The sequence below is a fragment of the Duffyella sp. Ts4 genome (assembly GCF_051851875.1).
GTDB classification, from domain to species: domain Bacteria; phylum Pseudomonadota; class Gammaproteobacteria; order Enterobacterales; family Enterobacteriaceae; genus Duffyella; species Duffyella gerundensis.
In genome coordinates, this window is record NZ_JBLYPN010000023.1 from 1 (window position 1) to 16,023 (window position 16,023).

Genomic DNA, 16,023 nt, shown 5'->3' on the forward strand with positions numbered 1-16,023 from the left:
CGAGCTGCACGGTGTCACCGGCGTTGCCCTGCACCATAAACTGCAGTTTGCCGTCGTTGATGAACAGGTCGCGGCCGCCGTGGTCCAACACGTCGCCGATGTTCAGTGCCAGCCGGTTGTCGCCGCTACCGGTAATATCAACTACCTCAACGGAGCTGAATTGTTCGGTCACCTCTGACATCACCAGCGTCTGCTGCTGGCCTGACATCACCAGCGTGTCAACGTCGTTGCCGCCGTTAATCAGCTCAAGTTCAGCACCGTTAACGTCATAAAGCGACGGCTCTTCAGCGTTTGGCTGAACCGGCGGAGTATAGTTCTGCTTGATAATAATATTGTCGATAAAGAAGTGAGTTAAGTTAACTCTGGCTGATAAATAGAACTGAATGTAGGCGATTTCGTTTTCGGCGGTATAAAAGCTCAGCTCCTCGCGAGCCGTGGCTTTAACATCAGTAGCGTAACGCCGACCAATCTCAACGCCCGCGCTGTTGTGGTAGGTGACGTACGCACTGGTACTTTCCCACTCAATGGCGTCCAACTGCACGAAGTTTACCTTCTCGTCAAAATCGAGTCGGGCTCTTGCTAGCTCTGTGGTGGTGGAAGTCGACAATGAAACCAGTTTTAACACCTTGCCTACGCCAATGTTTCTTGATGTTAAATCATGAATTCCGAAGCTGGTTCCTGAACCGATAGCACTAAGTGTTACCTGCCCATATTTCCAGCCACTGGAGATATTGCTAACGGTTTGGTCTTCAAAATCATGTACAAAAGTCTTCAATTCGCCCTCGGTTACGGTAAAGCCCCAGCTGTTGCTGTAGCTGGTACCGTTTGCCGTTTTGGTGCGAAACACCCAGCCGCCCAGCTCCAGCGGTTGCGGTGGGGTGAACGACCACTCGCCGCTGGCGTTGGCGGTAACGCTGTAGCCGGTGCTGTACGGCTCACCGGCTTTGCCATACTCGATCATCACCACGCTGTTGGCCTCGGCGGTGCCGCGCAGTTCAGGGTAGGTGTCGTTGGTGTTGGTGCCGTTCTCAATCGGACCAGTAATGTTACCCACGTCGTCCCAGGCACCGAGAATAACCGGCGCGCGACTGCCAGGGGTGATCAGGTCAATCAGGAAGGTATCGGCCTGCGGGTCTGCCGCTGCGTTGGCACCGGCCTGAAAGCGCCAGTTGCCGAGGGGCAGGGGCATGGTGGTCAGGCTCCAGTTACCGTCCGGGCCGGCGATCACGCTGCCCATCGGGTTCCAGGTGTCGCTGCCGTTGTACGTGCCGTGAATGTAAACGATGCTGTTGGCCTCGGCGCGTCCGTGAAGGGACGGCGTGTCATCATCAGTGATGGCGCCGTTTGCCAGCTCGCCAGTGTAGGGGCCCTTGTTGTCCGAGGCGTAGGAAATGATCACGCTAGTCTGCGCCTGGCCGTTGATTTTCAGCGCGAACTCGTCGGTCCAGCCAGCTTCGCCACGCACGCGGAACTCCCAGCTGCCGTCGGGCAGCGCATTAACTGGCGCCCAGCTCCAGCTGCCGTCAGCATTAACCGGCACGTTGCCGACCTCGATCCAGTCGCCTTTTTCACTGCGGTACTGCATGCGCAGGGTGCTGTTGGCCGGAGCGGTGCCATGCAGCTCCGGACGGGTGTCGTCGGTGAGCGCGCCGGAGGTCAGCGTGCCGGTGTTAGTGCCAACGTTATCCTCTGCGCCATCAATAAATACTATACCCGGGCCAGGCGCTGGCGTGATGACATCTGCGCCAACCACGATGATAAACGGCTCGGACTCCTCGCTTTCACGATCCTTTTTGGCAAAGGTGTCGCGGGTGACCAGCGTCAGGCTGTTTTGGCCGTCCTGCAGGTCGACGTTCGGTTCCAGCGTCCACTTGCCGGTTTCCGCATCGGCAAGCGCGCTGCCGATAACGACGTCGCCATCTTTAAGGAAAACCAGTGAGCCTTTTGGCGCCAGACCGGTCAGCGTCGGACGACGGTCATCGGTAGGAACACCGGCGTCAAAGCTGCCGGTTTTGCCGCCAACATCGTCGTAAAGGTTAAGTAATTCCGGTGGCTCCGGTGGCGTGGTGGAGATCACCAGGTTATAGAGCTTTGGCGTGCCGTCGTTGCCGGCGCTGTCGGTGGCGCGGATGGAAAGACTATAGGTGCCGTCGGCCAGATCTTCAGGCGGCGTCCAGCTCCAGCTGCCGTCGGCCGGATCGATCATCACGGTATAACGGTCAGCACCGATGACGATCTCCATCTCGCCGCCTTTACCGATCTCGCTTGGTAATCTGCCGGATATCACCGGCCTGTTGCTATCACGCTCAAGAATGTTAACGCCTGGTGTGGTTAAAATATTCACGTAGTATTCCTTTAAAAGATTCATGGCTGATGCGCCCGGTTTGTTGGTCATCAGCACGTTAAGGGCTGAAGAGTGGGCGCTGCGCCCGCGTTTGCTGGCTGGGCTGTTGTCGGCGGAGGGTTACGCCTGATCCAGTTCGCTGATGATGCCCTGCTGAATCAGCAGTTCAGTTTCACCACCCTGATGACTCCAGACGTCATACTGCGTGCCTGCAATGGTCACTTCACCCATCGACAGCCACTCCTGCGGCGTCAGATTTTCCAGCTCGAGTACGTCACCTTCGTTGCCATCTACCTTGAACTGGCGCTTGTCGTTGTCGATCCACAGTGATTTCTGGCCTTCAGCAACAATCTCTTCATAAGAGAGGCTGAACGTCTTAGCGCTTCTCATGGAGTCGATCTCAAAATCGGGCGGCGGCGCGGTATCGACTTCAAAATCCCAGCTCGCCAGGCTGCTGTCGTAGTCGCCGTAGCTGATAGTCAAGCTGTGATCGCCATCATCCAGTTCCGGTGTGGTCACTTGCCAGTTACCGTCCTGACCTACCGTTACCGAGGTCAGCAGCACTTCGTTGTCATAGATGTACACAATGCTGTTCGCTTCGGCGCGCCCGCTGAGCTGGAGTTCCTTGTCATTGGTTTCAGTGCCGTTGGCAACGGTACCGACCTTTTGCATGACGTCGTCATAGACATCCGTCATCAGCGGTGCCTGCGAGCCTGGCGCGATAATGTCCAGCGTGAAAGGTGCGCTCCAGCTATTGCTGCTGGTTTTGGTCGCAAAGTCCCACTTGCCAGGTGCGAGCGCCGGCTCGGGAGTCCACTGCCAGTTACTGCTGGCGTCTGCCTGTACCGTGGTGGAAAAGAAATCGTTGCCGTCGTTCCAGCGGATAATTACGGTAGCGTTAGCTTCAGCGCGCCCGCTCAGGGTTGGCGTAGCATCATCGGTGATCGCACCGCTGAGCAGGGGACCGGTGTATTCACCAAAGTTATCTTCTGCCTGGCTGATCGCCGCTTTAAGTGCGTCACTGCCTGCGGTGGCAATGTCAAGTTTGAACGGCTGACTCCAGCTGCCACCGGCGTTGGCGCGAAATTCCCAGTTGCCTGCTTCCAGCTCAGGTGCGGTCCAGTTCCACTCTCCGCTGGCGTTGGCTACTGCCGCGACGCCGTCGATCCACTCACCGTCGCCGTTGCGATACTGGATATTGATCGTGCTCTCCGCCTGTGCGGTGCCGTGCAGCTGTGGACGGGTGTCATCGGTGATGGCACCCGAGCGCAATTCGCCGGTTGACGCGCCAACGTCATCCTCAGCATGGGTGATCAGCGCCACGCCGGGCGGCGTGTTGCCGAGATCCGGGCCGACAACCAGGTTAAAGGCATCGGACTCAACGCTGACGTTACCCAAAGCATCTTCCGCCGTGACATAGAATCCATGCTCGCCATCGGCCAGTTCGACCTCGATCTGCCACAGGCCGTTACCGTCGGCAATCGCACTGCCAATCACCTCATCCTGCGCGTTATAAAGCGTCACCAGGCTTTTTGGCTCAGCAAGGCCATTAAGTACCGGTGATTGATCGTCGGTGCGGCCGTCCGGGCCCACGATAGCGGTGTTGCTGCCGACATCGTCGGTGGTAAAAAGAATGCGTGGCTTGATGGGAGCAGTGGTATCGAGGTTTAAGTTGAATACCGAGGTTGCGCCAGGGTTTTTCGCGAAGTCGTCGAAGCGCATGCTGACGCTGTTTACGCCTTCTTTAAACAGGTCTTTCGGCGGCGACCAGATAATGGGGTTCTGGCCCGCAACAGGCACTTTAATCTCTACATTGTTGAAATAGACCCACATAAACTCCAGATCGGTCTCTGTTGGCGTCAGGGTAATACTCCACTCATTAGTGCTCGTCCAATACTCAAGTGCATTATTGATCTGCATGGTCATGCTGTTTCCCTCAAAATGATATTACGCTGCGAATCATTCGTAGCGTGCTAACCGGAATAGCCGGGTTTGCGCGATTCTGCTGGTTAGGCAAAAAGCGTGACAGAAGACCTGTCCCGAAACTGGAATTTTCTGAGGTGGGGTGGCGATAGCTGTAAGGACGGCGAATGGCGGAGAACGGGAAAAAGGTCCTGCCGGATAGCAGACTCTTTGCCCCACCGGCAGCCATGCTGGCTGCCGGTGGGGCTGTTTAGGGCGTTACATCACGTTGGTATTGATGCCCTCCTGAATCAACACTTCTGTATGCTTTTCACTGTGGCGGTAGACCTGATATTCCACGCCCGCCACGGTGACCGTGCCCGCCTCGGCGGTCCACGTGCCGCCGTTGCTGCCGTCCGGCACCAGCTGCACGCTATCTCCTGCGTCGCCCGCAATCAGCAGCTGGGTTTTGCCGTCGCTGATGAACAGGTCGTCATGGCCCTGCTGGAGGATGGTCTCCACGTCCAGCTGATAGGATTCGTCCGCTGCCTGGCTCAGGTCGATGCGGCCCTGTGCGGCCTCCGGCTGCGTCTCCTGAATCAGCGGCAGCACGTCCTCCGGTTGCTGAACTTTCTCCGGGATCAGCGAGCGATCGCGGCTCTGGTTAACCTCAATGTTGTCGATGTAAAATCCGCGATCGTTGGTATCAACCTTAAAAGCGGTCACCGGCTGGCTAAAGGTTTCGTGAACCTCAAAATACTGCAACGAGTTGGAGGGACGGATTGTCTTAACCACGCCGCCGCTGGCGTTGTAGAAGGTGATCGTGATGGTATAACTCACCCCTTGATTTTTCATAATATCAAAGCTGATTTCATATCCCGGCTTTTCAAATTCAAATTTCGTGTCGTCATAACAGTAAAGGAGTTTTGTACCAAAGTGTGGTGGTGACATACTAAGTGCATTCATTACTTTGGCATTGAGAGGATAAAGAGCGGGCTTGTTGTAAATCTGCGCTATTTTCAGGCCGTCGATAAACACCGGCTCAACCTTTCCGTTATTGTAGTTCTCAAAGTCCCAGCCGTGCCTGGCGGAGGCGGTGGTGATGCCGTAACTGCCCGAGGTGGCGCGGTTGCCGGCAACGTCCTCGGCGGCAACGTAAAAGCGATGGTTGCCCGGCACCAGTTCTGGTGAGACAAAGCTCCACTGGCCGTTCACCGCCTTCACACTGCCCACCGGCGCGCTCACCCCCTCGCGGTAGATATATACCAGACTGTCGGTTTCAGCAGTGCCGCGCAGCAGCGGCGTGCTGTCGGTGGTGGTTGCGCCGTTGGCCACCGGCACCTCGGCACCGCCGCCGTTGTCGTAGACGCCGCTGATCGCCGGGGTGGCGATGGCGTTGTCAAACACCACCTGCTGGCCGACCGGCGGCGTGGTGGTGCCGGTGACGGCGTTCTCCACCGTAGCCCGGTACTGCCAGCTGGCGCCGTGCGCGACCGGGTCGACCAGCGTCCAGCTCAGCCCGCTGACCGCGGCGCGCAGCCACTCGCTGCCGTTGTGCACCAGCAGCGTTTCGCCCGCCGCCAGCGTGCGGCTCAGGGTGCCGCTGACCGTGCGGCCGGCGCTGCCGTCGTTGGTGATCCAGTCGCTGGCCGAGGCGCCGCTGTCGGCGGTCATGCCGGTAAAGGCGATGTTCACCGGCTGCGGCGTGGCGTCGACGATTTCCACCAGCCAGCCGGGCGATGGCACGCCCTCGCCGCCAGCAGTATCGCGGATAGTAGCGGTAAAGCGGTAGGTGTTGCCGGTCGCCAGCGCTGGCACCTCTAACTGCCACAGGCCGCCTGTGGCAACGGTTGAGCCGATGGTGATACCGTCCTGATAAATGACCACAATGGCACCTACCGGTGCGCGGCCTTCCAGGCGCGGCGTGCGGTCGTCGGTTACGTCGGGATTGCTGAGCCAGCCGGTGACGGCACCGACATCATCGTAAATGCCCACGACCTGCGGGCTAGCGGCATCTGCGGCAAGCACCTGCAGCTCAAATGGCGTGTTGCTATTATCTGGCACGCTGCTGACGCCAGCCTGGAACTGATAAGTGCCGGGAGAAAGGCGATCGCTGGTCAGCGTCCAGTTGCCCGCGGTGTCGGCGGTGGCGCTGCCCAGCACCGCCCAGCCGCCATTCGTTATCCGGACGTGCACATAGACGAGGCTATTGGCTTCAGCACGACCGTGCAGGGTCGGCGTCAGGTCATCGGTTGCCGCGCCGCTGCTCAGCTTACCCTGATAAATGCCTTCGTTGTCCCAGGCGTGGGTAATCTCAATCCTGTCCTGTGGCGTAAGGTCAATCTCCAGTTTGAAAGGTTCGCTCCAGCCACCTGTCTCGGCGTTGGCGCGAAACTCCCAGTCGCCCTCTGGTAGCCTCGGCGCATCCCATCGCCAGTTACCAGTGGGTCCGGCTACGACGTTGCCGCCATTCTGCCAGCTGCCATCTGCGCTACGGTATTGTAGGGAAACGCTAGCATCTGGCGATGCGATGCCATGCAGTCGGGGCGTGTCATCGTCGGTAAGCGCACCGCTAGTAAGCCTGCCGGTTGTTGGGCTCTGATCATCTTCAGCATACGTAATCTGCGCAGGCACCACAGGATCGGCACCGATGGTAATATTGAAAACGTCAGAGGGCACACTGACATGATTCAGGCTGTCAGTGGCGGTGACGTAAAGCTGATGCGTGTCTGTTGCCAGCTGCAGAGAAATTTCCCAATAGCCGTTAGCGCGGGTATAGGTGCTAGCCAGTGGCAGATTATTGGCGTTGTAGACGGTAACCAGGCTGCCCGGCTCAGCCACGCCGCGCAGGGTAGGGGTGCTGTCATCGCTTCGGCCGCCGCTGTCAATGCTGCCGATACGGCTGCCCTGATCGTCGTAAGCGTTGACGATCAGCGGGCGCCCGGGGGCAGTAGTGTCGAGGTTGAGGACAAAAACGGTGCTCTGACCGGGATTGCCCGCCAAGTCGTCATAGCGAACGCTGATGATATGCCGTCCTTCGGTAAAGGCGCCCGCCGGCGGCATCCAGGTATATTCGGTCAGGCCGCGGATATCAATCCGGTACTCCGTGTCGTCAAAATTGACAACCAACCACTCCAGCGTCGGATCGTCTATCACCATGCGGTATTGCCAGGCAGGATCGTCGGTCAGGATCTCATGGGCGTTGTTCACCTGCGCACCGGGGGCGCTATCAGGCGCGGCTGCCTGTGCCTGTGCCGGTTCGGTGGCCATCGTCATGCCTTCGGGCCCTATAGAAACGTTGAAAACGTCGGAGGGCGCGCTTTCGTAATCATACTGATCGGTAGCAGTGACATGCAGCGCATGCGTGCCTGTGGCCAGCGACGTGATGATTTCCCAATAGCCGTTGGCATTCGCATAGCCGCTGGCAATCGGAAGGTTGCTGCCATTGTAGACGGTCACCAGACTGCCCGGCTCAGCTGCGCCACGAAGAGCAGGAGTCATGTCGTCGCTACGGCCACCGGAATCGATGCTGCCAGTCCAGTCGCCTTCATCATCACGCGCGGTAATAATCAGCGGCCGTTCGGGTGGCGTAGTATCCAGGTTCAACAGAAAAGCGGAGGTGCTGCCGGAGTTTTTTGCCAGATCTTGATAGCGAAAGGTAACGGTATGACGACCTTCAGTCAGCATCCCCGGCGGCGGCGTCCAGATATATTCGGTCAGGCCCGTAATATCAATTTCATATTCCACCCCATCAAAATTTACGATCAGCTTTTCCAGCGAGGGGTCATCAATCTTCAGGACATGTTGCCAGTCAGGGTCCGTGATTCTGATCTCATTTGCGTTAGTTATCTGCATATTTATAGTGTCCTTTCTGGAGTGAGGCTATGTTGCATACCGGCCGTAAAATGGCTGAATTCACACGATTCTGCAGACAATGAAAAAAAGCTGACAGAAGATGCGTCCCGAATTTGGAATCTTCTGAAGAGGAGAGGGCACCGATGCCAGGCAGCCGCCGCGCAGCAATCAGCGATAAAGTTGGTTATACTGCGCGGCCTCAAACAGCCAAAAATGAAAGCGCAACGTGGCAAAATACCAACAGCTGGTGCAGCAGATACGGGAACAAATCGAGGCGGAAGCCTGGCAGCCAGGAGAGAAACTGCCCTCGCTGCGTCAGCAGGTGGAACTCAGCGGCATGAGCCTGATGACGGTGATGCACGCCTATCAGGTGCTGGAGAGCCAGGGCTGGATCGTCTCACGGCCGCAGTCGGGTTATTTTGTCGCGCCGCGCGCGGAATACCTCAGTCAGCCTGCCAGCCATCAGCCGGTGCAGCTGGCGGAAAGCGTCGATATCAACGGCTTTATCTTTGAAGTGTTGCAGGCGGCGCGCGATCCGCAGGTGATTCCCTTTGGCTCCGCTTTTCCCGATCCCGAACTCTTTCCGATGCGCCAGCTGATGCGTTCGTTAAGCAACGTCTCGCATCATCTCAAACCCAGCGATGCGCTGAATAACTTGCCGCCCGGCAATGAAACACTGCGTAAAACGCTGGCACAGCGCTATGCGCAGCAGGGGATTACCGTGTCGCCGGATGAGATCGTCATCACCAATGGCGCCATGGAAGCGCTGAATCTCAGCTTGCAGGCGGTGACCGAGCCGGGAGATTGGGTGGTGATTGAAAACCCGGCATTTTATGGCGCATTACAGGCGATTGAGCGGCTGAAGCTCAAGGCGGTGGCCATCGCCACCGATCCGCAGCACGGTATCGATCTCGATCAGCTGGAACAGGCGCTGAATCGCTGGCCGATCAAGGCGTGCTGGCTGATGAGCAACCAGCAAAATCCGGTGGGCTTTACCATGCCGGATGCTAACAAGCAGCGGCTGGCGGCGCTGCTGGCGGCGCGTAACGTGGCGTTAATCGAAGATGATGTTTATGCCGAGCTGTGGTTTGGCGGCAAGCGGCCGCTGCCGGTGAAAGCCTGGGATCAGCATGACAACGTGATGCACTGCTCGTCATTTTCCAAGAATCTGGTGGCGGGATTTCGCGTCGGCTGGGTAGCGGCGGGTCGGCATGCGCAACGCATTCAGCGGTTACAGCTGATGAGCACGCTCTCCACCAGCGCGCCGATGCAGCTGGCGCTGGCGAACTATCTCGGCACGCGTAGCTATGACAGTCATTTGCGGCGTATTCGTCAGGTGATGGCGCAGCGTAAAAATCATGCGCGTCAGGCGCTGCGTCGATTGCTGCCGCCGCAGGTAAAAATCAACGATTCGCAGGGCGGCTATTTTTTATGGATTGAACTGCCTGCCGGACAGGATGCGACGTTGCTTTATCGCCGCGCACTGGAGCACCACATCAGCATTGCGCCGGGCAGTATGTTTTCTTCAGGCAATCAGTATATTAACTACTTTCGCTTTAATACCGCCTGGCCGTGGGATGCGGCGCAGGAAGCGGCAGTCGCGATTCTGGCCGAGCTGATTAACCAGCAGCTCAGCCAGCCGCATTAGATCTTGCTGGCCGCACGGTTGCCCCAGGTCAGAAAATAGAGATCGTAGAAATCGACTTCGCCTTTCTGCTGCATCAGGCGGGCGATGCCTTCTTTCACCGCTTCCGGCGTCTCGCGGTTTGCCAGCACTTCGTCGATGGCATGCTGCGGCAGGGCGCGCACGTAATACCATTCGCCGTTAAAGCAGACGCGCAGATCAAGAGCGTCGATATCTTCAAAACGGTACTTTGGATTGATATCCATCAGCATCAGCACGCTCATGATCAGCACAAACGCCGTGGCGAACCAGAACGCCGGCCAGCCGAGAAAGTCGGTGGTGAAGATCAGCACCACACAGAGCGCGTAACAGATGTACATGATGGCCCACAGGCCCGGGTGCGTGCGCAGGAAATTCAGGCTGAAACGCGGTCGGTTGTCCCGACGCTCTTCCTGGTTCAGGATGGCGATCTCCCGCAGCATGATGTTTTTAATGGCTTCCATCGTGATTCCTCGTTGATGCATTCTGCTACATAGTAAAGCATAAAATGGCGTCTCATAGCAGAGACAGAAGGGGAAGGGAAACCTATAACAGTTGGGGCGGAGGGTGGGGTGGGATGCCTGGCGGGCGGCCTTTAAGGTCAAGGTCTTAAGGTCAAGGTCAAAAACCATTTCGTCCAGGCTAAAGCCTGCCCGAGCAGGGCCAGGTCAAGGGCCGTTTCGTCCAGGCTGAAGCCTGCCCGAGCAGGGCCAGGTCAAGGGCCGTTTCGTCCAGGCTAAAGCCTGCCCGAGCAGGGCCGGCAGTCGCCCCGGCCCTGCACCCGCGCTATCCGGCAAACACAACCGCCCGCTGCGCGGGTGCCCTCGGCAAAAGCCTTTTCCTGACGGACCATGCGCGACGCGCTCCCGGCGCGGCGCTTATTCTCGCCGCCTCCCTGCGGCTCGCCCTGGAAAATGCTTTTGCCTCGGCGTTTGTGATGCCTCCTCAACGTCAAAACCCACGTCAAAACCCACGTCAAAACCCAGGTCAAAAACTAAAAACTAAAAACTAAAAACTAAAAACTGAAAACTGAAGTAAATCTGTAGGGGGTGGATATGGCTCTTTCAGTTGGGGAGGATTAATGGGCTTGATCGGGCGTGTTGCGCAGGCCGCTGGCGAGGATCGTGAAGGCGTCGATGACTTTGGGTAGCGCCTGTTGTGGGTTGTCGCTGGCGGCTATCCATAGCGCAGCATTAAGTGCAGCGCCGTTGAGGAGATGGGCGGCGGCGGCGGGGTCGACCGGTTTGATGACGCCGCGATCGATCATGTCAGTCAGGCTCTGGCAGGTTGATGCCAGACAACTGTTTTGACTCGGCCACTGTGAGGGATCGCCCAGAAATGCGGGGCCATCAAGCAGCACGATGCGCTGAACGTCCGCGTCGAGCGCCATTTCAATATAGGCCACGCCTTCCGCCAGCAGTTTCTCCCAGCCGTCCGCCGCGCGCGCGGCAGCAGCTTTAGCACGTTGCGCCATCTCACCGTCCATCTGCGCTACAACCGCCGCCAGCAGCCCTTTTTTGTCGCCAAAATTGTGATAAAGCGCGCCGCGCGTTAGCCCAACGCTGGCAGTGAGTTCATCCATCGAGGCCGCCGCAAATCCTTTTTCAGCAAAGGCTTTACGCGCCGCCGTAATTAACTTTGTGCGGTTCTCTTCCATGCTCTCAGCGCGACGTTTACCAGCCATAAATCATCCTTTTTGACATACCCATCGTATGCTAATTGACATACGCTACGTATGCGTGATTAATTAAAGATACGCCGCGTATATTAAATCAATTTTGCGTGGGGTGCTGTTGTCTTACTCACCATTGATAAAAAAAGGAAACACTATGATCCCGCGTGAACCTGTTTTTCCTGTGAACCGGCATGCACTTTATGAGGCGCATGGGTATTCTGCCGCGATACGATCCGGCGATCTGCTGTTTGTGTCAGGTCAGGTTGGGAGCCGTGCCGACGGCACGCCGGAGCCAGATTTTGCCGCCCAGGTAGAGTTAGCCTTTGCGAACCTTAAGGCCACACTCGCTGCCGCTAACTGTACTTTTGACCATCTGATCGATGTCACTACTTTCCATACCGATCCGGAAAACCAATTCCCCACGATCATGCAGATAAAACAGGCGCTTTTCCCGCACCCACCTTATCCCAACTGGACCGCCGTCGGCGTCACCTGGCTAGCCGGATTCGATTTCGAAATCAAAGTCATCGCCCGCATCCCGACAGACCAGCCATAAAACGGCTATCTGATTAAAAAAAGGCTATCTGACATGCCCAAAGCTGATTAAACCTAAATATTCAGGTCGAAGCCCAGCCCTGTTCTGCCTGTTCTGCCTGTTCTGCCTGTTCTGCCTGTTCTGCCTGTCTTGTTCTGTCTTGTTCTGTTTTGTTCTGTTTTACGTGTTTGCCCTGTTTTTTTATTCCTTTTGTTCTTCTTTTTTTGACCTGGCTTTTGACCTGGCTTTTGACCTGGGTGTTGACCTTGAGGAGGCATCACCACCGCTGAGGAGGTGAACATTTCAGGATGGCCCGCCATGGATGGCGGGACAAGGGAGCGTTGAGCGGGGAGCGAATCGCGAGCGGTCCGTGAAGAAATGTGAACCGACGAGGGTACCCGCCTGTGGCGGGCGGTTGTGCTTGCCGGATAGCCGGGGTGCAGGGGCGGGGCGCATGCCGCCCCTGCTCGGGCGGCCCGAAGGGCAGAACGAAATGGTCGTTGACCTTGACCTTAAGAGCTGCCTTCAGGCAGAACGAAATGGCCGTTGACCTTAAAACTACCGGCCCCGGCCCCGGCCCCCATAGCGCCCAGCCCGGCCACAGGGCCCCTTAAAAACTATACCGATAGCCAATATTGAGGTTCATTTTCTGCTCAATCCGCTTACCGTGCCCATAACCCGCCTCGGCATAAAGCTTATGCTTGTTGTTCACCTGCCAGCTGGCGCCCGCCGTATACTCAATGCGATCGCCAGGCAGCGCGGCATAAAGCTTCACGCCATCAACGCGCACTTCAGGCTCTTTACCGTGCTCGGTAATTTTCGACACCCTGGCGTAGAAATTCAGCGACTGCTGATCGTCCAGCGCCAGCGTGCGGCCAGCGCGTACGCCAAACCGACTTTGCAGAGAGGTGTAATGACGGTTTTTAATCTCCAGCCCGTTATCCAGCGTTAGCGTGTCACCGGACAGAATGAAAGAGGTGAGCTGCGCCTGTGGTTCAACAAACCAGCCGTCATCATTTTTCCACTGCTTGCCTGTCTCGAGACTGGCGCTCATGGCACGGCTGGTGCTGTCACCATCAATGCGGCGATAAAGGTTATTGCGCATATCGATTGCACTTTCAATGCTGTGGAACTTCACCACCGCATCGGCATAGAAACCGTTGTTATCCAGCCAGGTTGCATAGCCGCCGACGTTGAAAGAGGTAAGTTCACCGGCGCTGTTATTGCCATATTCCTGCTCCGAAACGGTGGTGCCGAACAGTCCGCCCAGCAGCAGGTCGCCGCTTGTGTAACGCATACGCTTATCGCCGCCTAACTGGAAGCCACCGAGAGTCTGCTTAAAGGCGCGACTGCGGGCAAGATCGTGTTGCAAAGCTTCACCAATAAGACGTACCCACAGGCCGCTGCCGCCATCGGTTCGCAGCTCACCCATGCGTTCCACCAGCGTGGCGTTTTCTGCCGTCAGCAACGCAATCAGAGCGGTCTGCTGACCTAATCCGGCATTAGCGCCTTTTGACAGGTTATTAGCGCGCGTGTCAGGTCTGGCGGGAGCCACAGGATCCTGGGGATCTTCCGGAATAATCGGCACAACGGGCGTAACCGGATCGACCGGATCGACTGGCGTGATGGGATCAGGATCGGCCGGGTCAACGGGGTCAACCGATTCAGTTACGGTCGCCAGATACCAGTCGCTGTTCTCTTCCTGCAGATAGTAACGGAACGCACCGGCATCAACATGTTCACCCGCCAGGCTAAAGCGCGCATCGCCGCCGTTGGCATCGACCAGCACCAGGCGATCGTCACCGTTTTGCGGCGCACGGCCCGAATCCTCCACCACAAGGGTGTGATTACCCTGTGAGGCACCGTCAGCCGTGACCTGCAGCCGGTCACCGCGCAGGTTAGCGATATCGGTGCGCATGGCAAACTCGCCGCTGCCGCTAAGCGTATCGGTGGTCAGCGTCTGAAAATCATCCGCCCCAGCGGCGCCAAAGTTCACGCGGCCATTCTGTAAATTCAGCGAACCAAGCGTAGAGGAGAGCGTCATCAACCAGCGGCTGTTATTCAGTGACAATTCAGTCAGCGCGGATGCCGCACCTTGCCACACCGATTCCCCGCTCAGTGTCACCGCCGCCCGATGGTTGTCACCGACGCGCATATCGCCAGCCAGCTGATAGTTATCCGTCTGCACGGTAAGATCGCTGGTGCCCGGGGTGGTCGCGTCCAGCAGCAGGCCGCCGCCGTTGCTTTTCAGCTCACCGCTGCCGCTAAAGATCAGATCGGCGTTGCCGCCGGTGGCTTTGATCAGCGCACCCTGTTCACTGCTGAAGCTAACATTGTCGAAACGGCCCTGGCCGCGAACGTCATCGGCGGGTTGTACATCCAGCACCGCGGTGGTGCCGGTGGCGTGTAATTTACTCTCGCTGAGTTGTAAATCGCCGCCCTGCAGCGCCACCGCTGAGCCGCCGCTGGCATCGATGCCCAGGCCGCTGCCGATCAACCTGCCGCCGCTGTTTACGCGTATGCCCGCGCTGCCACCGCCGAGGGTGTTAATGTCGCTGTTGGTCAGGGTGACGACTGCATCAGCGCCGACCAGCACGCCGTGGCCTCCTGCGCCGCTGCTATTAATACGCAGATTATCGCCGTTGAACACGCCGTTGCTGCTCTCAATAACGTGTCCGCCAATGCCACTGGTTTGCAGTTCACTGTTGCGCAGCGTAATGCTGCCACCGTCCTGCAGCACCGCATGGGCCCGCACGCCGCTGGCTGAAAGTTCAACATCATCAATATTGGCAACGCTGTTGTCACCGCTGAGCCAGATAGCATCTGACTGTCTGCCGAGGGTTTCAATCGTGCCCTGGTTGAGGGTTAGCGCGGTGTTTTCACTGCGAATGCCATAGCCTTCATTGCTGTTGATGACCAGGTTAGTCATCTCGGCTTCACCGCCCGACAGCACCAGCGCATCGCCTTCATCGGTGGTGATGTTGGTCTGGCTGAGCTGCAAGCGATGAGTGCCGTCGCTGCTGCTGGCTACAATACCGCGGCTGCTGTTCGCTGCGGTAACGGTCAGCCGCGTGGCGTTAACGGTGCTGTCGCTGATATTCAGTCCGCTGGCGTTGCCGCTGCCAGCCAGTTCAATGGTGGTGTCGCTGATGGTCAGGCGGCTGTTGTTCTGTACGCGCACGCCGTTGCTGTCATTACCGCGGGTGGTAATGCTGCTGTTGTCGCTGAGATCCGCCTGGCTGTTATCAAGTGAAACCGCATCGGCGTTGCTGCCGGAGGTCGTCAGCGTGATGCGCTGAGCTTCCAGTATGCCGCCGGTCATGTTGATGCCGTTACTGCCGTTGCTGGAGGTGGTGATATTCAGATCTTCCAGGCTGATATCAGCCGCGCCGCCGCTGGCCATTATCCCATGGCTGCTGCTGCCGGAGGTGGCTACCGTGCCGCCGTTAATTACCAGCGTTGCGTCTTCGGCGAGCAGGCCGTGGGCACCGGTACCGTTGGTGGTAAAGTTGCCGCCGTTGGCGATGATCGTGCCACCATCCAGTGCATAAGCCGCGTAAAGATCGTTGCCGGTGGTATTGAACTCATAAGCATTTTCGCTAATGAGCGTGCTGCCTGCACCTTCAGCATAAAGTGGATATTCACCCGGTGTGCTGGTGGTATGGCCGCTGGTCACGGTTTTTTGTTCACCCCCTTCGGCACGCCAGGCTTCCGCCTGCAGCGCAGGTGCAATGCCACCGGTGGCTAAAGCCAGCAGGCAGCTACGGGTTAACAGAGAGAGTTTCATCGGCATGTCCTTATGTTTTTCCACCGGCAGAGCGCCAGCGGAAGAGATGCATAAACGGGACGCAGGACGCAGGAAATGCGGCCTCTGACGGGCTGCGGCCCCAGAAGGTGCGGATGATAAACGCCTGAAAACACAGCCGATATGGGACATTACTTAGGGCAAGCGATTGCATAACTAAATAGTTGAATAGCGTTAATAAATAATTTTTTCAGGCAGGAATAGCGGAGGATAAAGCAGTGAAAAACAGCGCCCGGCGGGGTTT

General features: G+C 57.6%; 8 protein-coding genes. 2 read left to right on the forward strand and 6 right to left on the reverse strand.

Going from position 1 to position 16,023, the window contains the following annotated elements:
* From ACJY2L_RS19350 to ACJY2L_RS19360, 3 genes are all read right to left on the reverse strand, one after another.
* A partial coding sequence (locus tag ACJY2L_RS19350; protein WP_439351305.1) for an Ig-like domain-containing protein occupies window positions 1-2,344 on the reverse strand: 2,344 nt, incomplete at its 3' end.
* A gap of 120 nt (window positions 2,345-2,464) precedes the next feature.
* Entirely contained in the window at window positions 2,465-4,270 is a 1,806-nt protein-coding gene (locus tag ACJY2L_RS19355) for an Ig-like domain-containing protein (RefSeq protein ID WP_439213754.1), read from the reverse strand.
* A gap of 255 nt (window positions 4,271-4,525) precedes the next feature.
* Window positions 4,526-8,101 carry an Ig-like domain-containing protein gene (locus ACJY2L_RS19360; protein WP_439213755.1) on the reverse strand — a complete coding sequence of 1,192 codons (3,576 nt, stop codon included), beginning with the start codon at window positions 8,099-8,101 and terminating at the stop codon, window positions 4,526-4,528.
* A 226-nt stretch (window positions 8,102-8,327) separates the two neighbouring features.
* Between ACJY2L_RS19360 and ACJY2L_RS19365 the strand changes: the two genes are divergently transcribed.
* The gene (locus ACJY2L_RS19365; protein ID WP_439213756.1) at window positions 8,328-9,749 is read left to right on the forward strand and encodes a PLP-dependent aminotransferase family protein; all 1,422 of its coding nucleotides are present in this window, start codon (window positions 8,328-8,330) and stop codon (window positions 9,747-9,749) included.
* Here ACJY2L_RS19365 and ACJY2L_RS19370 read toward each other — a convergent pair.
* Window positions 9,746-10,228 (reverse strand): YlaC family protein, encoded by a 483-nt coding sequence (locus ACJY2L_RS19370; RefSeq protein ID WP_209501284.1) that lies wholly within the window; start codon window positions 10,226-10,228, stop codon window positions 9,746-9,748. The genes ACJY2L_RS19365 and ACJY2L_RS19370 overlap by 4 nt on opposite strands.
* Window positions 10,229-10,842: 614 nt before the next feature.
* Window positions 10,843-11,448: a TetR/AcrR family transcriptional regulator gene (locus ACJY2L_RS19375; protein WP_439213757.1), complete on the reverse strand. Its 606-nt coding sequence runs from the start codon at window positions 11,446-11,448 to the stop codon at window positions 10,843-10,845.
* Window positions 11,449-11,593: 145 nt separating this feature from the next.
* Between ACJY2L_RS19375 and ACJY2L_RS19380 the strand changes: the two genes are divergently transcribed.
* Window positions 11,594-11,995 (forward strand): RidA family protein, encoded by a 402-nt coding sequence (locus ACJY2L_RS19380; protein WP_439213758.1) that lies wholly within the window; start codon window positions 11,594-11,596, stop codon window positions 11,993-11,995.
* A 589-nt stretch (window positions 11,996-12,584) separates the two neighbouring features.
* Here ACJY2L_RS19380 and ACJY2L_RS19385 read toward each other — a convergent pair.
* Window positions 12,585-15,761, reverse strand: a complete 3,177-nt coding sequence (locus ACJY2L_RS19385) for an autotransporter outer membrane beta-barrel domain-containing protein (protein WP_439213759.1) — start codon at window positions 15,759-15,761, stop codon at window positions 12,585-12,587.
* Window positions 15,762-16,023: the final 262 nt, after the last annotated feature.